At 61.0% G+C, this 15,648-nt stretch carries 11 protein-coding genes; 10 read left to right on the forward strand and 1 reads right to left on the reverse strand.

Translation table 11 applies throughout. The features are described from left to right. Window positions 1-128 precede the first annotated feature (128 nt). Complete coding sequence (locus tag ACGYK4_RS07795) at window positions 129-1,613, forward strand: ABC transporter substrate-binding protein (RefSeq protein ID WP_394455891.1); 1,485 nt, start codon at window positions 129-131, stop codon at window positions 1,611-1,613. A 77-nt stretch (window positions 1,614-1,690) separates the two neighbouring features. Here the strand turns inward: ACGYK4_RS07795 and ACGYK4_RS07800 are convergent, their stop codons facing one another. Continuing rightward, window positions 1,691-2,128 (reverse strand): HdeA/HdeB family chaperone, encoded by a 438-nt coding sequence (locus tag ACGYK4_RS07800; protein WP_394455893.1) that lies wholly within the window; start codon window positions 2,126-2,128, stop codon window positions 1,691-1,693. A 251-nt stretch (window positions 2,129-2,379) separates the two neighbouring features. On the opposite strand from ACGYK4_RS07800, the gene ACGYK4_RS07805 reads away from it, so the two are divergent. The 9 genes from ACGYK4_RS07805 to ACGYK4_RS07845 all read left to right on the forward strand — a co-directional run bounded on the left by ACGYK4_RS07805 (window position 2,380) and on the right by ACGYK4_RS07845 (window position 15,647). Continuing rightward, window positions 2,380-3,327 carry an ABC transporter permease gene (locus ACGYK4_RS07805; RefSeq protein ID WP_322329653.1) on the forward strand — a complete coding sequence of 316 codons (948 nt, stop codon included), beginning with the start codon at window positions 2,380-2,382 and terminating at the stop codon, window positions 3,325-3,327. Beyond that, complete coding sequence (locus ACGYK4_RS07810; protein ID WP_067268208.1) at window positions 3,324-4,139, forward strand: ABC transporter permease; 816 nt, start codon at window positions 3,324-3,326, stop codon at window positions 4,137-4,139. The genes ACGYK4_RS07805 and ACGYK4_RS07810 overlap by 4 nt, the downstream gene beginning before the upstream one ends. Then, window positions 4,136-5,737, forward strand: a complete 1,602-nt coding sequence (locus ACGYK4_RS07815; protein ID WP_394455895.1) for an ABC transporter ATP-binding protein — start codon at window positions 4,136-4,138, stop codon at window positions 5,735-5,737. The genes ACGYK4_RS07810 and ACGYK4_RS07815 overlap by 4 nt, the downstream gene beginning before the upstream one ends. A 222-nt stretch (window positions 5,738-5,959) precedes the next feature. After that, a complete protein-coding gene (locus ACGYK4_RS07820; RefSeq protein WP_067268205.1) occupies window positions 5,960-6,919 on the forward strand; it encodes a TAXI family TRAP transporter solute-binding subunit in 960 nt (319 codons plus the stop codon). Between the two features lie 103 nt (window positions 6,920-7,022). Then, window positions 7,023-9,776, forward strand: coding sequence for a TRAP transporter permease (locus ACGYK4_RS07825; RefSeq protein WP_394455897.1), 2,754 nt, complete (start codon window positions 7,023-7,025; stop codon window positions 9,774-9,776). A gap of 12 nt (window positions 9,777-9,788) precedes the next feature. Beyond that, window positions 9,789-10,220, forward strand: coding sequence for a universal stress protein (locus ACGYK4_RS07830; RefSeq protein WP_394455898.1), 432 nt, complete (start codon window positions 9,789-9,791; stop codon window positions 10,218-10,220). A gap of 67 nt (window positions 10,221-10,287) precedes the next feature. Continuing rightward, window positions 10,288-11,370, forward strand: coding sequence for a nitrilase-related carbon-nitrogen hydrolase (locus tag ACGYK4_RS07835; RefSeq protein WP_394419895.1), 1,083 nt, complete (start codon window positions 10,288-10,290; stop codon window positions 11,368-11,370). A gap of 66 nt (window positions 11,371-11,436) precedes the next feature. Continuing rightward, window positions 11,437-14,172: an aminotransferase class I/II-fold pyridoxal phosphate-dependent enzyme gene (locus tag ACGYK4_RS07840; protein ID WP_394455900.1), complete on the forward strand. Its 2,736-nt coding sequence runs from the start codon at window positions 11,437-11,439 to the stop codon at window positions 14,170-14,172. A 17-nt stretch (window positions 14,173-14,189) separates the two neighbouring features. Further along, the gene (locus ACGYK4_RS07845; RefSeq protein WP_271692737.1) at window positions 14,190-15,647 is read left to right on the forward strand and encodes a biotin carboxylase; all 1,458 of its coding nucleotides are present in this window, start codon (window positions 14,190-14,192) and stop codon (window positions 15,645-15,647) included. Window position 15,648: the final 1 nt, after the last annotated feature.

The raw sequence follows: 15,648 nt of genomic DNA on the forward strand, positions 1-15,648 counted from the left end.
CCGACGCGCGGCGCGCCCGTGCAAAGCACCCGCGATACCCTTCTCGCGCGCGCTTGGCAACGAAGGCTGGCGTGCCGCGTGGCTTTTGGCTAGCCTCGCAAAAAAATACGCCAATATGGGAGACTTTCATGAACCGTTTGAACCGTTTGATGACCGGTGTGGCCAGCGCCGCATTGGCCGCTGCCGCCACAACGGCCCTTGCCAAGGACGACATCACCGTCGCCATGCAGCTTGAGCCGCCGCACCTCGATCCGACCTCCGCCGCTGCGGGCGCCATCGACTCGGTGCTATATACCAATGTTTTCGAAGGGCTGACCCGCTTCATGGGCGACGGCTCTGTCGTGCCGGGGCTGGCAGAATCTTGGGAGATTTCCGAAGACGGGCTGACCTATACCTTCAAGCTGCGCGAGGGGGTTACCTTTCACGATGGCACCACGATGGATGCCGAGGACGTGAAATTCACCCTCGACCGGATCAATGCCGAAGACAGCGCCAACGCGCAAAAGGCCCTCTATTCCGCGATTTCCGAGGTAAATGTCATCGATCCCCAGACCGTTGAGGTCACACTGAGCGAGCCGAACGGCAACATGCTTTTCAACCTCGCTTGGGGCGATGCGGTGATCGTGGCGCCGGAATCGGTCGAGACGATCAAACAGACCCCAATCGGCACCGGCGCATTCAAGTTCGAAAACTGGAACCAAGGCGACAAGATCACCCTGACCCGGAATGAAGACTATTGGGGCGAAGCGCCCGCGCTGGCCAGTGCGACGTTCAAGTTCATCTCGGACCCGACAGCGGCTTTCGCCTCCGTCATGGCTGAAGATGTCGATGTTTTCACCGGCTTCCCCGCGCCTGAGAATATCCCCCAGTTCGAAGCCGACCCGCGGTTTCAGGTTCTGATCGGCTCGACCGAAGGCGAAACGATCCTGTCGATCAACAATCAGCGAGAACCTTTCAATAACGTCGAAGTCCGCGAGGCCGTGGCCCATGCCATCGACCGTCAGGCGATCATCGACGGGGCGATGTTCGGCTATGGCACGCCCATCGGCACCCATTTCGCACCGCATAACCCAGACTACGTCGACCTGACACAGATGAGCGCCTACGATCCCGAAAAGTCCAAGGCGCTGCTGGCCGAGGCCGGTTTCCCCGATGGGTTCGAGACGACATTGCACCTGCCGCCCCCCTCCTACGCCCGCCGCGGGGGTGAGATCATCGCCGCGCAGCTGGCCGAGGTTGGCATCAAGGCGCAGATCACCAATGTCGAATGGGCGCAGTGGTTGGAAACCGTGTTCAAGGGTAAGGATTTCGGCCTGTCGATTGTCAGCCATACCGAGCCGATGGACATCAACATCTATGCCAACCCGGACTATTACTTTCAGTATGACAATGCCGAATTCCAGTCTCTGATGACCGAGTTCAACAAGACCGCCGACCCCGCCGCGCGGAGCGAAATGCTGGCCAAGGCGCAGCGTATCATCGCCGAAGACTATGTGAACGGTTACCTGTTCCAGCTCGCCTTCCCGACGATTGCCAAGGCCGGTGTCGAAGGGCTTTGGGTGAACGCACCGACACAGGCGACCGATCTGACCGGCGTCAGCTGGGCGGAATGATCTGAAAGGATCATGTCGAGACACCAAAAAAGGGCGCGCCGTGAGGCGCGCCCTTTGAAATTAGAGGCGAAGACCTATTAGTCTTTGCCACGCATGCCAGCAGCGGCTTCGCTTACCAGCGCGTCAGGGTTCTGGTTGCAGACGACCATGAAGTCTTCCATTTCCTGCTGCATGTCCGTGTCGGCCATCACGTCGGCGTCTTCGGAATCTTCAACGGCTTTGGTGTTGTCGATCAGGGAATCTTCGGTCTCTTCGGAATCTGTCGCTTCTTCAGCGGAGATATCGCTCGGCTCGGAACCGTCGCTCTTGGTTTCGGTGATCATGGAGCCACCGTGGCCGCCATCTTCCAGCTCGGCGATTGCCATGGAAGCGACTTTCATTTTGTCGTCATCGCTCAGTTCTTGGTACTGGGCGCAGGTCATGGTGGCCATGTCCATGTGAGCGGCGGCAAATGCGGGTGCGGAAACGGTGCCCAGAAGGCTGGCGATCGCAAGTGTTTTCAAAGTCGTTTTCATTTTCATTCTCCAGTTTTGTCTGTTCTCCCGAAAACAACACCGCATAACCGATATGGTTCCAGCGCATAGCGATAAGCCCCGCGAAAACCGCGCCCAAAGCGGCTAAGAGCATGCCTTGAATGGATTCTTTCGGCGATCATTCGGGGCGCAGCTTGCCGAACATCCAAAAAATGATCACTTTTTTCTTTCTCGCGCGGGAAACTGCACGCGGGCTCTGGACCCTCCCGAGCGTGCCGCCTAACCTCCGCGCTATGTTGCGCTATGCGTTGAAAAGATTTCTCTCCCTGCTCATCAGTCTCGCGGTCGCGTCGCTGGTGATTTTTATGGTGATCGAGGTCGCCCCCGGCGATCCGGCGTCCTTTATGCTGGGCCTGAATGCCCAGCCCGAAACGCTGGCCGCGCTGCGCAGTGAACTGGGTCTCGATCAGTCCCGGCCCGAGCGTTATTTGGAGTGGGTTGGCGGCATGTTGCAGGGGGATTTCGGTACCTCCTACACCTATCGGACCCCGGTGACCGAGATGATCGGCGACCGGCTTTGGGTCTCTGTGCCCTTGGCGCTTTATGCGCTTTTCCTCTCTGTCGTCGTGGCTTTTCCGGCGGGCATCTATGCCGCCTCGCGCCGCGGTCGGGCGGGGGATGTGGGCGTGATGGGGGCGACGCAATTGGGCGTGGCGGTGCCGAACTTCTGGTTCGCCATGATCCTTGTGCTGATCTTTTCGATCAACCTGCGCTGGTTTTCGGCGGGCGGTTTCGTTGGCTGGGACAAGGGGCTTTTTGCCGGGTTGCATGCGCTGACCCTACCCGCGATTGCGCTGGCCCTGCCACAGGCGGCGATCTTGGCGCGGGTCATGCGCTCGGCCCTGTTGGACGTTCTGGGCGAAGATTTCATGCGCACCGCGCGGGCCAAGGGGCTGACGGCGCGGCAGGCGCTTTGGCGGCACGGGCTGCGCAATGCGCTGATCCCGGTGCTGACCATCATCGGGCTGCAGTTCTCCTTCCTGCTGGCCGGGTCGATCATTATCGAACAGGTCTTTTACCTGCCGGGGCTCGGGCGGCTGGTGTTTCAGTCGATCTCGGCGCGGGATTTGATCGTGGTCGAGTCGGTCGTGATGCTCTTGGTCTTTTCGGTGATCTTGGTGAACTTCCTTGTCGATCTGGCCTATGCCGCCGTCGATCCCCGGTTGAGGGCCCGCACATGAACCGCAACCTGTTTCTTGGGGCCGTGCTGACCTCGGTCTTTCTGCTGGCCGCGCTGATCTCCTTTGTTTGGACACCCTATGACTATGCCGGGCTTGATATTGCGAACAAGCTGCGCAGCCCGTCGTTGGCGCATCCCATGGGCACGGATCACTTCGGTCGCGACATTCTGAGCATGATCATGGTCGGTGCGCGCACCTCTATCGCCGTCGCGCTGGTGGCGGTGGGCATTGGCATGGGCGTGGGTGTGCCGTTGGGGCTTTGGGCTGCGGCGCGGCGCGGCAGCCTTGTGGATGAGGTCATCATGCGCGGCAATGATCTGGTCTTTGCCTTTCCGGCCATTGTCATCGCCATTCTGATCACGGCGGTCTTTGGCGCCGGGGCGATCAATGCCATTATCGCGATCGGCATCTTCAACATTCCCGTTTTCGCCCGCATCACCCGCGGTGCCGCGCTGTCGCTGTGGCAGCGGGAGTTCATCATGGCGGCACGGGTGGCAGGCAAATCCGCGGCGCGTATCTCGTTCGAGCATATCCTGCCCAATGTCGCCAATCTGCTGATCGTGCAGGGGACCATCCAGTTCTCTCTCGGCATCCTCGCCGAGGCGGGGCTGAGCTATGTCGGCCTCGGCGCGCAGCCGCCGGTGCCGTCTTGGGGCCGGATGCTGGCCGATGCGCAGACCATGGTCAGCATCGCGCCGCATATGGCCCTGATGCCGGGTTTCGCAATCATCCTGACGGTGTTGGGGCTGAACCTGATGGGTGACGGGCTGCGCGACCTGCTTGATCCCCGCCTGAGGGTGGCACGCACATGACGCTTCTTTCTGTCTCCAACCTTTCGCTCTCTATCCACGGGCTGCGCATCCTCGACGGGGTGACCTTTTCCGTCGCACCGGGAGAGATCGTGGCCGTGACCGGGGAAAGCGGCTCGGGCAAGTCGATGACCGCGCTGGCGGCGATGCAGCTGCTGCCCAAGGGCGCGACGACGACCGGGCATATCATGCTGGGCGAGGACGATCTGACCCAGATGGACGAGGCAGCGCTTTGCGATATGCGCGGCAATGACATCGGCATGGTGTTCCAAGAGCCGATGACCGCGCTCAACCCGGTGCAAAGCATCGGTCGCCAAGTGGCCGAAACCATCCGGGTACATGAACCCAGCGTCTCGCGGGCCGAGGCCGAGGCCCGCGCCGCCGATACGCTGACCCGCGTCGGCCTGCCCCAAGACCGCTTCCCCCTGTCGCGCTATCCGCATGAGCTAAGCGGCGGGCAGCGCCAGCGGGTGGTGATCGCCATCGCCATTGCCCTGCGCCCCCGTCTGCTGATCGCCGATGAGCCGACCACCGCGCTGGATGTCACCACGCAGGCGCAGATCCTCGCCCTGCTGACCCGATTGGCGCGCGAAGACGGCATGGGGCTGTTGATGATCACCCACGACCTTGCCGTCGTGGCGGATATGGCCGACCGGATCATCGTCATGCGCAAGGGGCAGATCGTCGAACAGGGGGAGACGCAGGCCCTGCTGCACAACATGCAGCACCCCTATACCAAAATGCTTTTCGACGCCTCCCGCCATGAGGTGAACCTGCCCGCCCCGCCCGCACCTCAGCCGCTTTTGGAGGTCAAAGGCGTCTGCCGCGATTACCATCTGCCGCGCAAGACACTGTTCGGCGCGCCCGGCACCTTCCGCGCGGTGGACAACCTCAGCTTTACCCTGAACCGTGGGGAACGTTTGGGGCTGGTGGGCGAATCCGGTTGCGGGAAATCGACCCTGACTCGGGCGATTTTGGGGCTGGAGCCGGTGCAAGAGGGCAGTATCACGGTCGATGGCCAGCCGGTCTTTACCGGGACGCAGCCGAACCTTGCCGTGCGGCGCAAGATGCAGGTGGTGTTTCAAGACCCTTTCGGCAGCTTCAATCCGCGCCACCGGGTCGACCGTTTGGTGACCGAGCCGTTTCACCTGCTCGACACCCCGCCACAGGGGGCCGAGCGTTCCCGCGCGATTGACGAAGCGCTGACCGCCGTGGGACTGCGCCCGGCGGATGCACGGAAATACATTCACGAATTCTCCGGCGGGCAGCGCCAGCGGATCGCCATTGCCCGTGCGCTGATCATCCGGCCCGAGTTGATCCTGTTCGATGAGGCCGTCAGCGCGCTTGATGTCTCGGTCCGGGCGCAGATCCTTGATCTGCTGGCCGATCTTTGCAGCCATTATGACCTGACCTATCTCTTCATCTCGCATGACCTTTCGGTGGTGCGCACGGTGACGGACCGGGTGCTGGTGATGCAGTCCGGCAAGATCGTAGAGGCCGGAGAGACCGCGCAGGTCTTTGACGCGCCGCAGCACGCCTATACCAAATCGCTGATCGCCGCTGCCCCGGTTCTGCCCGACTCGCCCCAGCCCGTCGGGTAGGCTTTGCGGCCCTTCGTGTCAGCCGCATTGATTGCGATGAAAAACCGACCTAACGTGAAATCGGGGATTCCCGCCACGGGGGCATGTCTGCTCGCGGCCCGAACGGCGCGTTTGAAATTTCCCTGCCCAGTCAATTGCCTGAAGGCTGCGGCGCTCTACTTGTGCATGCAATGGCGGAGGCCTAAAGGGTGGTCCGCCAAATATAACAATGGGAGACATCTTATGAAAATGTTCAAAATGCTCGCGATGACCGGTGCCATGGTGGCCGGCACTGCGGCCATGGCTCAAGAAAAGTTCATCACCATCGGCACCGGTGGTCAGACGGGCGTTTACTTCGTCGTTGGTCAGTCGATCTGCCGTCTGGTGAACCGCGGCACCGCGGATCACAACCTGAAATGCACCGCGCCTTCCACCGGCGGGTCGATCGCCAACATCAACGCGATCAAAGCGGGCGACATGGACATGGGCGTGGCCCAGTCCGACTGGCAGTTCCACGCCTACAACGGCTCCTCCCAGTTCGAGGGTGACAAGTTCGACAACCTGCGCGCGGTCTTCTCCGTGCATGGTGAGCCCTTCAACGTCATCGCCCGTGCCGACAGCGGCATCGAGTCCTTCGACGACCTCAAAGGCAAGCGCGTCAACATCGGTAACCCCGGTTCCGGTCAGCGCGCCACTATGGAAGTCGTGATGGACGCCAAGGGCTGGACGCTGGACGATTTCGCACTGGCCTCCGAGCTGAAACCGGCCGAACAAGCCGCCGCTCTGGGCGACAACAAGGTGGATGCGATCATCTACACCGTGGGTCACCCCAACGGTTCGATCCAAGAAGCCGTGTCGACCGTCGACGCCAAGCTGATCCCCGTGGACGGTGATGCGATCCAAGGTCTGATCGACGACAACCCCTATTATGCCGAGGCCACCGTGCCGGGCGGCATGTATAAGGGCACCGACGAAGACGTGAAAACCTTCGGCGTGAAAGCCACCTTCGTGACCTCTGCCGATGTTGACGACGAAGTCGTTTATCAGGTGGTCAAGGCGGTCTTTGACAACTTCGACCGTTTCAAGCGTCTGCACCCTGCCTTTGAGAACCTGACCCAAGAGGAAATGATCTCGGGCGGTCTTTCCGCGCCGCTGCACCCCGGCGCCGAGAAGTATTACAAAGAGCAAGGTTGGCTCGAGTAATCTATCCGTGACATGATAGCTCTGGCGGCGGTACGCTGCCGTCAGAGACCCGAAAAAAACAATATGCGCATCCGCCCCAAGGTGGAGCCGACAGGGGGACGATATGTCTGAGAAGGACCAGCAAAAGGCGGCGGCTGTTGAAACCGCCGCGACCGGTGACCGGGGCGGATTGAGCCAGGCGGAACTGGACGAACTTGTCGCTTCTTCTGACACGGGTGGGCGTTCTGTCAGCGGGTTGATGGGCACTTTGCTGCTGCTGGTGGCCTTGGCTTGGTCCCTTTTCCAACTCTACATCGCCTCGCCCATCGGCCTTTTCAACGATACGCTGGCCCGCTCCATTCACCTTGGCTTTGCCGTATTCCTTGGCATCATGGTGTTTCCGGCCACGCGCACCAGTTTTCAGGTGGCGCTTGGCGTCATCGTTCCCATCGTTCTTGCCGCCCTCTTTATGGTCAGTACGAAGGATTCCACCGCGGTCTGGTGGATCCCGATCCCGGCGGCCTTTGTGGTCGCGACAGTGCTGCTCGGCTCGCCCAAGAACCGCATTCCGATCTGGGAATGGGCCTTGGCCATCGTCGGCACCTTTTGCGCGCTGTATCTCTTTATCTTTTACCGTGACATCGCCAACCGCGTCGGCGCGCCGATCCTGCCGGATTATATCGCGGGGGTGACCGGCCTGTTAATCCTGCTCGAAGCCACCCGCCGCGCCCTTGGGCCTGCGCTGATGATCGTGGCGAGCGTTTTTCTCTTCTACACCGTGCTTGGCCCCTATATGCCAATCATCATCGCCCATAAGGGCAACAGCCTTTCGGAGATCGTGAACCACCAGTGGATCACGACCGAAGGCGTCTTTGGCATCGCGCTTGGCGTGTCGACCTCCTTCGTCTTTCTCTTCGTGCTTTTCGGCTCGCTGTTGGACCGTGCGGGGGCGGGCAACTACTTCATTCAAGTCGCCTTCAGCCTCATGGGCCACATGCGCGGCGGTCCGGCCAAAGCTGCCGTTGTGGCCTCGGCCATGACCGGCCTGATCTCGGGCTCATCCATCGCCAACGTGGTGACCACGGGCACCTTCACCATCCCGCTGATGAAGAAAGTGGGCTTCAACTCCGAAAAAGCAGGCGCGGTCGAGGTGGCTTCGTCGGTCAACGGCCAGATCATGCCGCCCGTCATGGGGGCTGCGGCCTTCCTGATGGTCGAATACGTCGGCATTCCCTATTTCGACGTGGTCAAACACGCCTTCCTGCCTGCGGTGATCTCTTACATCGCGCTGGTCTACATCGTGCATCTTGAGGCGATGAAAGCCGGGATGCAGGGTCTGCCGCGTGCCTATACGCCCAAGCCGCTAGTGCAGCAGCTTATCGGCATCGCCTTTGCAATCATCGCGATCTGCGCGCTGTCCTTTGCGGTTTACTACCTGATGGGCTGGATTCGCCCGGCCTTCCCCGAAACGGCGGGCTATATCATCTTTGTCTTCCTCACGGCGGTCTATGTTGGCCTACTTTATGTTGCGAGCAAGGAAGAACCGCTTGAGATGGAAGACCCCAACGCCGAGGTGACGACCCTGCCGATGCCGGGGCCGACTGCGCGGTCCGGTCTGCATTTCATCCTGCCTGTCGTGGTGCTGGTCTGGGCGCTGATGGTCGACCGCTTGTCGCCCGGCCTCTCGGCCTTTTGGGCGGCTGCCTATATGATCTTCATCCTGCTGACGCAGCGCCCGCTTATGGCGATGTTCCGGGGTGAAAGCCAGTTCGTCAATGATGTCAAAGCCGGGTTCCTTGACCTGATCGACGGTCTGGTCACCGGCGCGCGTAACATGATCGGCATCGGCATCGCCACGGCGACAGCGGGCATCATCGTCGGCGCGGTCAGCCAGACCGGTGTCGGCTCGGCGCTTGCGGATGTGGTCGAAGTGCTCTCGGGCGGCAATATCCTTGCCATCCTGTTCCTCACCGCGATCCTGTCGCTGATCCTTGGCATGGGCCTGCCCACCACGGCGAACTATATCGTTGTCTCGGCGCTGCTGGCGCCGGTGATTGTGACGCTGGGCCAGCAGAACGGGCTGATCGTGCCGCTGATCGCGGTGCATCTCTTCGTCTTCTACTTCGGCATCATGGCCGATGTGACCCCGCCGGTGGGTCTGGCAAGCTTTGCCGCCGCCGCCGTTTCGGGCGGTGATCCGATCCGCACAGGTCTGGTCGCTTTCTTCTACTCCTTGCGCACTGCGGCGTTGCCGTTCCTGTTTATCTTCAACACGGAATTGCTGCTGATCGGGGTCACATGGGGGCAGGGGTTGTTCATTTTTGTGGTGGCCACCGTGGCCATGCTGCTTTTCGCGGCGGCGACCCAAGGTTTCTTTCTGGCCCGCAACCGTTTCTATGAAACCATCGCGCTGCTGCTCATCGCCTTTACCCTGTTCCGCCCGGGCTTTTGGATGGACATGATCTATCCCCCCTATAGCGAGGAAGCTCCGACCGAGATCGTTCAGGCTGCTGAAGAAACCCCCGCGGGCGAACGGCTGCGGCTGCGCATCTCGGGCGTGAACGATCTGGGCGATCCGTTGGAGTTCGTGGCGCTGCTGCCCATCGGCGAAGGTGAGACTGGGGCCGAGAAGCTGGAGGCCGCGGGGCTCATGTTCCGCGAGGATGGCGACAAGATGATCATCGACGATGTCCTCTACGACAGCCCGGCGCAGGGCGCGGGCCTTGATTGGGATCAAGAGGTGCTGCGGGTGCTAAAACCGATGCCACAACCCAGCAAGTACTGGATGTTCATCCCCGCCCTGCTACTTTTGGCGCTGGTGGTCTTCTTGCAACGGGGCCGTGCCGCGCAGGCCCCCCGTAAGCCCGCGACAGCCTGAGGAGGGCGCATCATGTTCGATAACATCCTGCTGACCGTTGATCTGAGCGACCCGAAATCATGGGAAAAGGCGTTGCCGCAGGCGATTGATATGATCCGCCTCTCCCAAGGCACGCTGCATATCCTCTCGGTCGTGCCGGACATGGGCACGCCGCTGGTCGAAGGGTTCTTTCCCGCAGATTACGAGAAACAGGCCACGGGCCGCGCGGCCAAGGCGCTTGAACAACTGGTCGAGCGTGAGGTGCCTGATGACGTAAAGGTGAAGCAGCACCTGAAATTCGGCAAGATCCACCGCGAGGCGCTGAAAACGATAAAGAAATCAAATGCCGATCTGGTGGTCATGGGGTCCGAACATCCCGACAGCCTGCGCGAATTCCTCGTCGGCTCCAACGCCGACCGCATTGTGCGTCGTTCCCCTGTTTCCGTTCTGGTCGTGAGGGCGTAAGACACGTGCGTCGCGGAGATAGGCAAGGAAATGGTCCATTGCGCCGCGTAGTTCGGAGTATTCACGCATGACCCCTTTCGCGATTGCCGGCGTGCAAATGTACGTCAATGCCTTGCAGCCTAATGTCGAGGGCATGATCCAGCGGCTCGACATTCTGATGGCGCGTTTCCCTTGGACACAGATGGTGCTGTTCTCCGAACTGGCACCTTTCGGCCCGCTTGACCGGTTTGCCCTGCCGCCCGAGAATGAGACGATCGAACAGTTTCAGGCCGCCGCGCGGCGGCATCGGGTTTGGCTGATCCCCGGTTCGATGTTCCTCAAGCATCCCGAGGATGGCCGCGTCTATAACACCTCGGTCGTCATCAACCCCGAAGGCGAAGTGGTGCGCCGCTATGCCAAGATGTTCCCCTTCCGACCCTATGAGGCCGGGATCGCGGCGGGCAATGAATTCTGTATTTTCGATGTGCCGGATGTGGGCCGCTTTGGCCTGTCGATCTGCTATGACATGTGGTTCCCCGAAACGACGCGGCAGTTGACCTCGCAAGGGGTCGAGGTGTTGCTGCACCCGGTGCTGACCGGCACCACCGACCGCGATGCGGAACTTGCCATCGCGCGCGCCACGGCGGCGCAGTTCCAGTGCTATATCTTCGACGTTAACGGTCTGGGCGCGGGCGGTGTGGGTAAATCCTGCGTGGTCGATCCAACCTCGATGGTGCTGCACCAATCGGCAGGGCAAGAGGATATGTTCCCGATCGAGATCGACCTCAACATGGTGCGCCGTCAGCGTGAGACGGGGATGAAGGGGCTGGGCCAACTGCTCAAATCCTTCCGCGACCGCCCGACAGACTTCCCGGTCTATGACCGTGACAGCGGCGCGGATGCCTTCCTGCACACCCTTGGCCCGCTTGAAATCCCGCAACAGGGCAGCCGCGCGGGGCTGCATGTCGATGTGCCCGCCCAGCAGGTGCCTGCCGAAATCCCGACCTATAAGGGCAAGAACGGTTTCCCGCCTGAGCCGCTTGCCAGCCCCACCGCCGGGACGGCGCCCGAGGTGGCCCAGACACCGGCGCCCGTGGCCCCGGCTGCGGGCACGCCCGACCCACAGACAACGCCCGACACGCCCGGGCAGAACGACAATACCAGCGGCTAGGCCGGGGTTAGGTTCGCACAAAGCGCTACCTGACGCATCGGTCGGCCCTCCAGCAGAGGACGACTGATGCATTCTATGAACGACTATTCCTCGGCCATTCAACTGCGGTCGGATCGGTGGAGCGCCCTGCGCGCCGCCGCCGCCGCCATGTCACGCGATCCGAAAGGCAAGGGCGCGGCGCAGGGGCGCAAGGAAATCGAGGCGCTGTTTGAGTCACTGGCCCTGATCGAGCCCTATTGGGCCTTTCCGGGCATGTCCGCTTTTGACCACATGCGTCGCCAGTTCGCCCACGGCAATTTCGAAGATCTGGCCTTTGCCGTGAACCGGGTGACGCGGGCGCTAACCACCGGCGCCTATCGCCGTCGCACCATCCCGTTGGAACGCGACAGTCTGGATCAGGACGAGCATGACGACGAGGCGATGCTGCCGCCCGAGGCGCGGGCGCTGGCGAAACCCTATTTCGAAGTGCTGATCGTCGACAATGTGAACGAACAGCAGGAACGCTGGCTGCGCAGCAATGTCTCCCGCATGCGCCGGACCGAAGACCCGTTCATCTACGAAGCCGTCGTGGTGCCCAGCCTCGAGGACGCGCTGATCGCGGTGATGTTCAACCACAATATCCAAGCCATCGTCGTCCGCCCCGGGCTCACGTTGAAATCGAAAGTCGATCAACAGATCCTGACCCGCTACCTCGCCCGCGCGGGCGGGCAGGATGAGATAGACGCACTTCAGCCTGAGAGCTATGGCCCAGAGCTTTGCCGCATGATCGCCAAGGTCCGGCCCGAGCTTGATGCCTATCTGGTCACCGAACGCTCGGTCGAGGATATCGCGGGGCTCGATCTGGGGATTTGTCGGCGGGTCTTCTACAATCAAGAAGACTTCATGGAGCTGCACCTCAACATCCTGCGCGGGGTGCAGGCGCGCAACAAGTCGCCCTTCTTCACCGCGCTGGTGGAGTATTCCAAACAGCCCACCGGCGTCTTCCACGCCATGCCGATCAGCCGCGGCAAGTCGATCACCCGCAGCCACTGGATTCAGGACATGGGGGCGTTCTACGGGCCGAATATCTTCCTTGCAGAGACCTCGGCGACATCGGGCGGCCTCGACAGCCTGCTAGAGCCGCATGGACCGATCAAAGAGGCGCAGGAACTCGCAAGCCGCGCCTTCGGCTCTAAACAGACGTTTTTCGCCACCAATGGCACGTCGACCTGCAACAAGATCGTGGTGCAGGCGTTGGTGCGGCCCGGCGACATCGTGTTGGTCGACCGCGACTGCCACAAGAGCCACCACTACGGCATGGTGCTCGCGGGCGCACAGGTCAGCTACCTCGACAGCTATCCGCTTAACGAATACTCGATGTACGGCGCGGTGCCGCTGCGCGAGATCAAGGAGCGGCTCTTGGAGCTGAAGGCGGCAGGCAAGCTCGACCGGGTGCGGATGCTGCTGCTGACCAACTGCACCTTCGACGGGCTGGTCTATAACGTCGAGCGGGTGATGGAGGAATGTCTGGCGATCAAGCCCGACCTCATCTTCCTCTGGGACGAGGCATGGTTCGCTTTCGCCCGGTTTAGTCCCACATATCGCCAGCGCACCGCGATGAACGCGGCCAATACCCTGCGGGCGAAGTTCAAGTCCGAGGTCCATGCCGCCGCCTATGAGGCCCAGCAAAAGACCCTGAAGGACGCGGATGATGAGACCCTGCTCAACACCCGGCTGATCCCCCCGCCGCAGGCGCGGGTGCGGGCCTATGCCACGCAATCGACCCATAAGACGCTGACCTCACTGCGGCAGGGCTCGATGATCCACGTCAACGATCAGGACTTCAAAGGCGAGGTCGAGCAGAGCTTTCACGAAGCCTATATGACCCACACTTCGACCTCACCGAACTACCAGATCATCGCCTCGCTCGACGTGGGGCGGCGTCAGGTCGAACTCGAAGGGTTCGAGTTTGTCCAACGACAGGTCGAAGCGGCGATGTCGATGCGCCGTGCGATCAGCGAACACCCCCTCTTACGCAAGTATTTCAAAGTGCTCTCCGCCGGGGACATGATCCCCGAACAGCACCGCGAAAGCGGCGTCACCAGCTATTATGACGTTGAGCAGGGCTGGACCGACATGTGGGATTGCTGGGAGCAGGATGAATTCGTGCTCGACGCGACCCGCGTGACCCTCGCCGTGGGCGGCACGGGCTGGGATGGCGATACCTTCAAGACCCAGATCCTGATGGATAAATACGGCATCCAGATCAACAAGACCTCGCGCAATACCGTGCTGTTCATGACCAACATCGGCACCACGCGCTCGTCCGTGGCCTATCTGATCGAAGTGCTGGTGGAGATTGCCAAATCGCTCGACGATCTTTTGGACGATGCCAGCCGGATGGAGCGGCTGTCATTCGACCGGCGCGTCACCAATCTGATGGAGAACTACCCGCCGCTGCCGGATTTCAGTTGCTTCCACGAAGCCTTCCGCGCCGCAGACACGCCCGAAGGCGACATTCGCACGCCCTTCTTCCTCGCCTATGATGAGAAAAACTGTGACTACCTCGACCTGAACGGATCCTTGCAAGAGGTGATGGACGCGGGCGACACGGTGGTCTCGGCCAGCTTCATCATCCCCTATCCGCCCGGCTTTCCGATCCTCGTACCCGGACAGGTCGTCAGTCAGGAAATTCTCGACTTCATGCGCGCGCTCGATGTCAGCGAGATCCACGGATACCGGCCCGATCTGGGCCTGCGCGTCTTTACCGCGGAGGCATTGAAACGCGTGCGCCGCAAAGACCTTTCTTCTTCACCCGTTTGACCAAAAGGACCTACGACATGGCAAAAATTCTCAAGAATATCTCCGAAATCCGCCGGTTCTTTCACCGAAACGAGGACCCGGTCTATTTCATCTCGGCCACCAACTTCAATCTGCTGGGCCTCGATGAATGGGTGAAGAATTTCAAGTACATCTGCTACATCGACTGCTACGGCGGCAAGCATCCCAACGTCTTCTGCCCCTCGGAACAGCCCCATGCGGAGTTCCAGAGCATCGAGGACATCAACAACTACCTGCTGCAGCACAAGGAGGTCATCGACTTCATCAAGCGCCGCGGCGGCAAGCCCAAATTCGTCTTCCTGATGTTCGACGAGGAAACCGAGCGCCTGAGCAAGGAGTTGGGCGCCGAGGTCTGGTTCCCGAAAGCCAAGCTGCGCCAGTCGATGGACAACAAGATCGAGACGGTGCGCATCGGCAACAAGGCCGGCGTGCCTTCGGTGCCCAACACGCTGAGCGAGGTGAAAAGCTACGACCACCTCCGCGAGATCTGCGAGAAGGCCGATCTGGGCCATGACCTCGTGCTGCAATCGGCCTATGGCGACAGCGGACATACGACTTTCTTCATCAAGTCCGAGGCCGATTTCCGCCGCCACGAGAGCGAGATCGTCGGCGAGGGCGAGATCAAGATCATGAAGCGGATCGACTGTCGCGGCGCCGCGATCGAGGCCTGCGCCACCAAGGAAGGCACCATCGTTGGGCCGCTGATGACCGAACTGGTCGGCTTCAAGGAGTTGACCCCCTATCGCGGCGGCTGGTGCGGCAACGAGATCCTCGCCACCGCCTTCCCGCCCAAGGTTCGCGAGAAGGCCCGCGATCTGACCTTCAAGTTCGGGGAGCAACTGCGGAAAGAGGGCTATCGCGGCTATTTCGAGCTCGATTTCTTGATCGACAAGAAAACCGGCGACCTGTGGTTGGGGGAGTTGAACCCGCGGATCACCGGCGCAAGTTCCATGACCAACCACGCGGCCTTCGCCCATGCCGACGCGCCGCTGTTCCTGTTCCACCTGCTGGAGTTCAGCCGCAAGAAGTTCACCCTCGACGTGGATGAGCTGAACGCCCGCTGGGCTGACCCGGACAATATCGACGGTTGGAGCCAGATGGTCATCAAACACACCGAAGACAGTGTCGACATCTGCACCGAAGCGCCCGAGACCGGGATTTACAAGATGAAGGAAGACGGCAGCGTGGTCTTTGACCGTTTCGACTATCACCGCCGCGCGGTCGAGAGCGAGAACGAAGCCTTCTTCCTGCGCATCTTGCAACCGGGTGACTATCGCTACGAGGGCGCGGATATTGGCATCCTCGTGACGCGGGGTCGGTCGATGACCAAGTCTTTCCAGTTGAACGAACGCGCGAAAAAGTGGATTCATGGGATCAAACGCAGCGTGGATGGCAAACCCTTGCCCACCGCCTCGGCCGGTCCAGAGCTTTCTGATCCGGCGTTCAAAATCCTGTAAC

This window comes from Sulfitobacter sp. 1A13368, assembly GCF_043557275.1.
Taxonomy (GTDB): Bacteria; Pseudomonadota; Alphaproteobacteria; order Rhodobacterales; family Rhodobacteraceae; genus Sulfitobacter; species Sulfitobacter faviae.

Bases quoted from the DNA above. Each gene is read 5' to 3' on its own strand.
- ACGYK4_RS07800 (WP_394455893.1), bottom strand. From the start codon at position 2,128: ATGAAAACGACTTTGAAAACACTTGCGATCGCCAGCCTTCTGGGCACC.
- ACGYK4_RS07835 (WP_394419895.1), top strand. From the start codon at position 10,288: ATGACCCCTTTCGCGATTGCCGGCGTGCAAATGTACGTCAATGCCTTG.
- ACGYK4_RS07820 (WP_067268205.1), top strand. From the start codon at position 5,960: ATGAAAATGTTCAAAATGCTCGCGATGACCGGTGCCATGGTGGCCGGC.
- ACGYK4_RS07830 (WP_394455898.1), top strand. From the start codon at position 9,789: ATGTTCGATAACATCCTGCTGACCGTTGATCTGAGCGACCCGAAATCA.
- ACGYK4_RS07840 (WP_394455900.1), top strand. From the start codon at position 11,437: ATGCATTCTATGAACGACTATTCCTCGGCCATTCAACTGCGGTCGGAT.
- ACGYK4_RS07795 (WP_394455891.1), top strand. From the start codon at position 129: ATGAACCGTTTGAACCGTTTGATGACCGGTGTGGCCAGCGCCGCATTG.
- ACGYK4_RS07845 (WP_271692737.1), top strand. From the start codon at position 14,190: ATGGCAAAAATTCTCAAGAATATCTCCGAAATCCGCCGGTTCTTTCAC.
- ACGYK4_RS07825 (WP_394455897.1), top strand. From the start codon at position 7,023: ATGTCTGAGAAGGACCAGCAAAAGGCGGCGGCTGTTGAAACCGCCGCG.
- ACGYK4_RS07815 (WP_394455895.1), top strand. From the start codon at position 4,136: ATGACGCTTCTTTCTGTCTCCAACCTTTCGCTCTCTATCCACGGGCTG.
- ACGYK4_RS07805 (WP_322329653.1), top strand. From the start codon at position 2,380: ATGTTGCGCTATGCGTTGAAAAGATTTCTCTCCCTGCTCATCAGTCTC.
- ACGYK4_RS07810 (WP_067268208.1), top strand. From the start codon at position 3,324: ATGAACCGCAACCTGTTTCTTGGGGCCGTGCTGACCTCGGTCTTTCTG.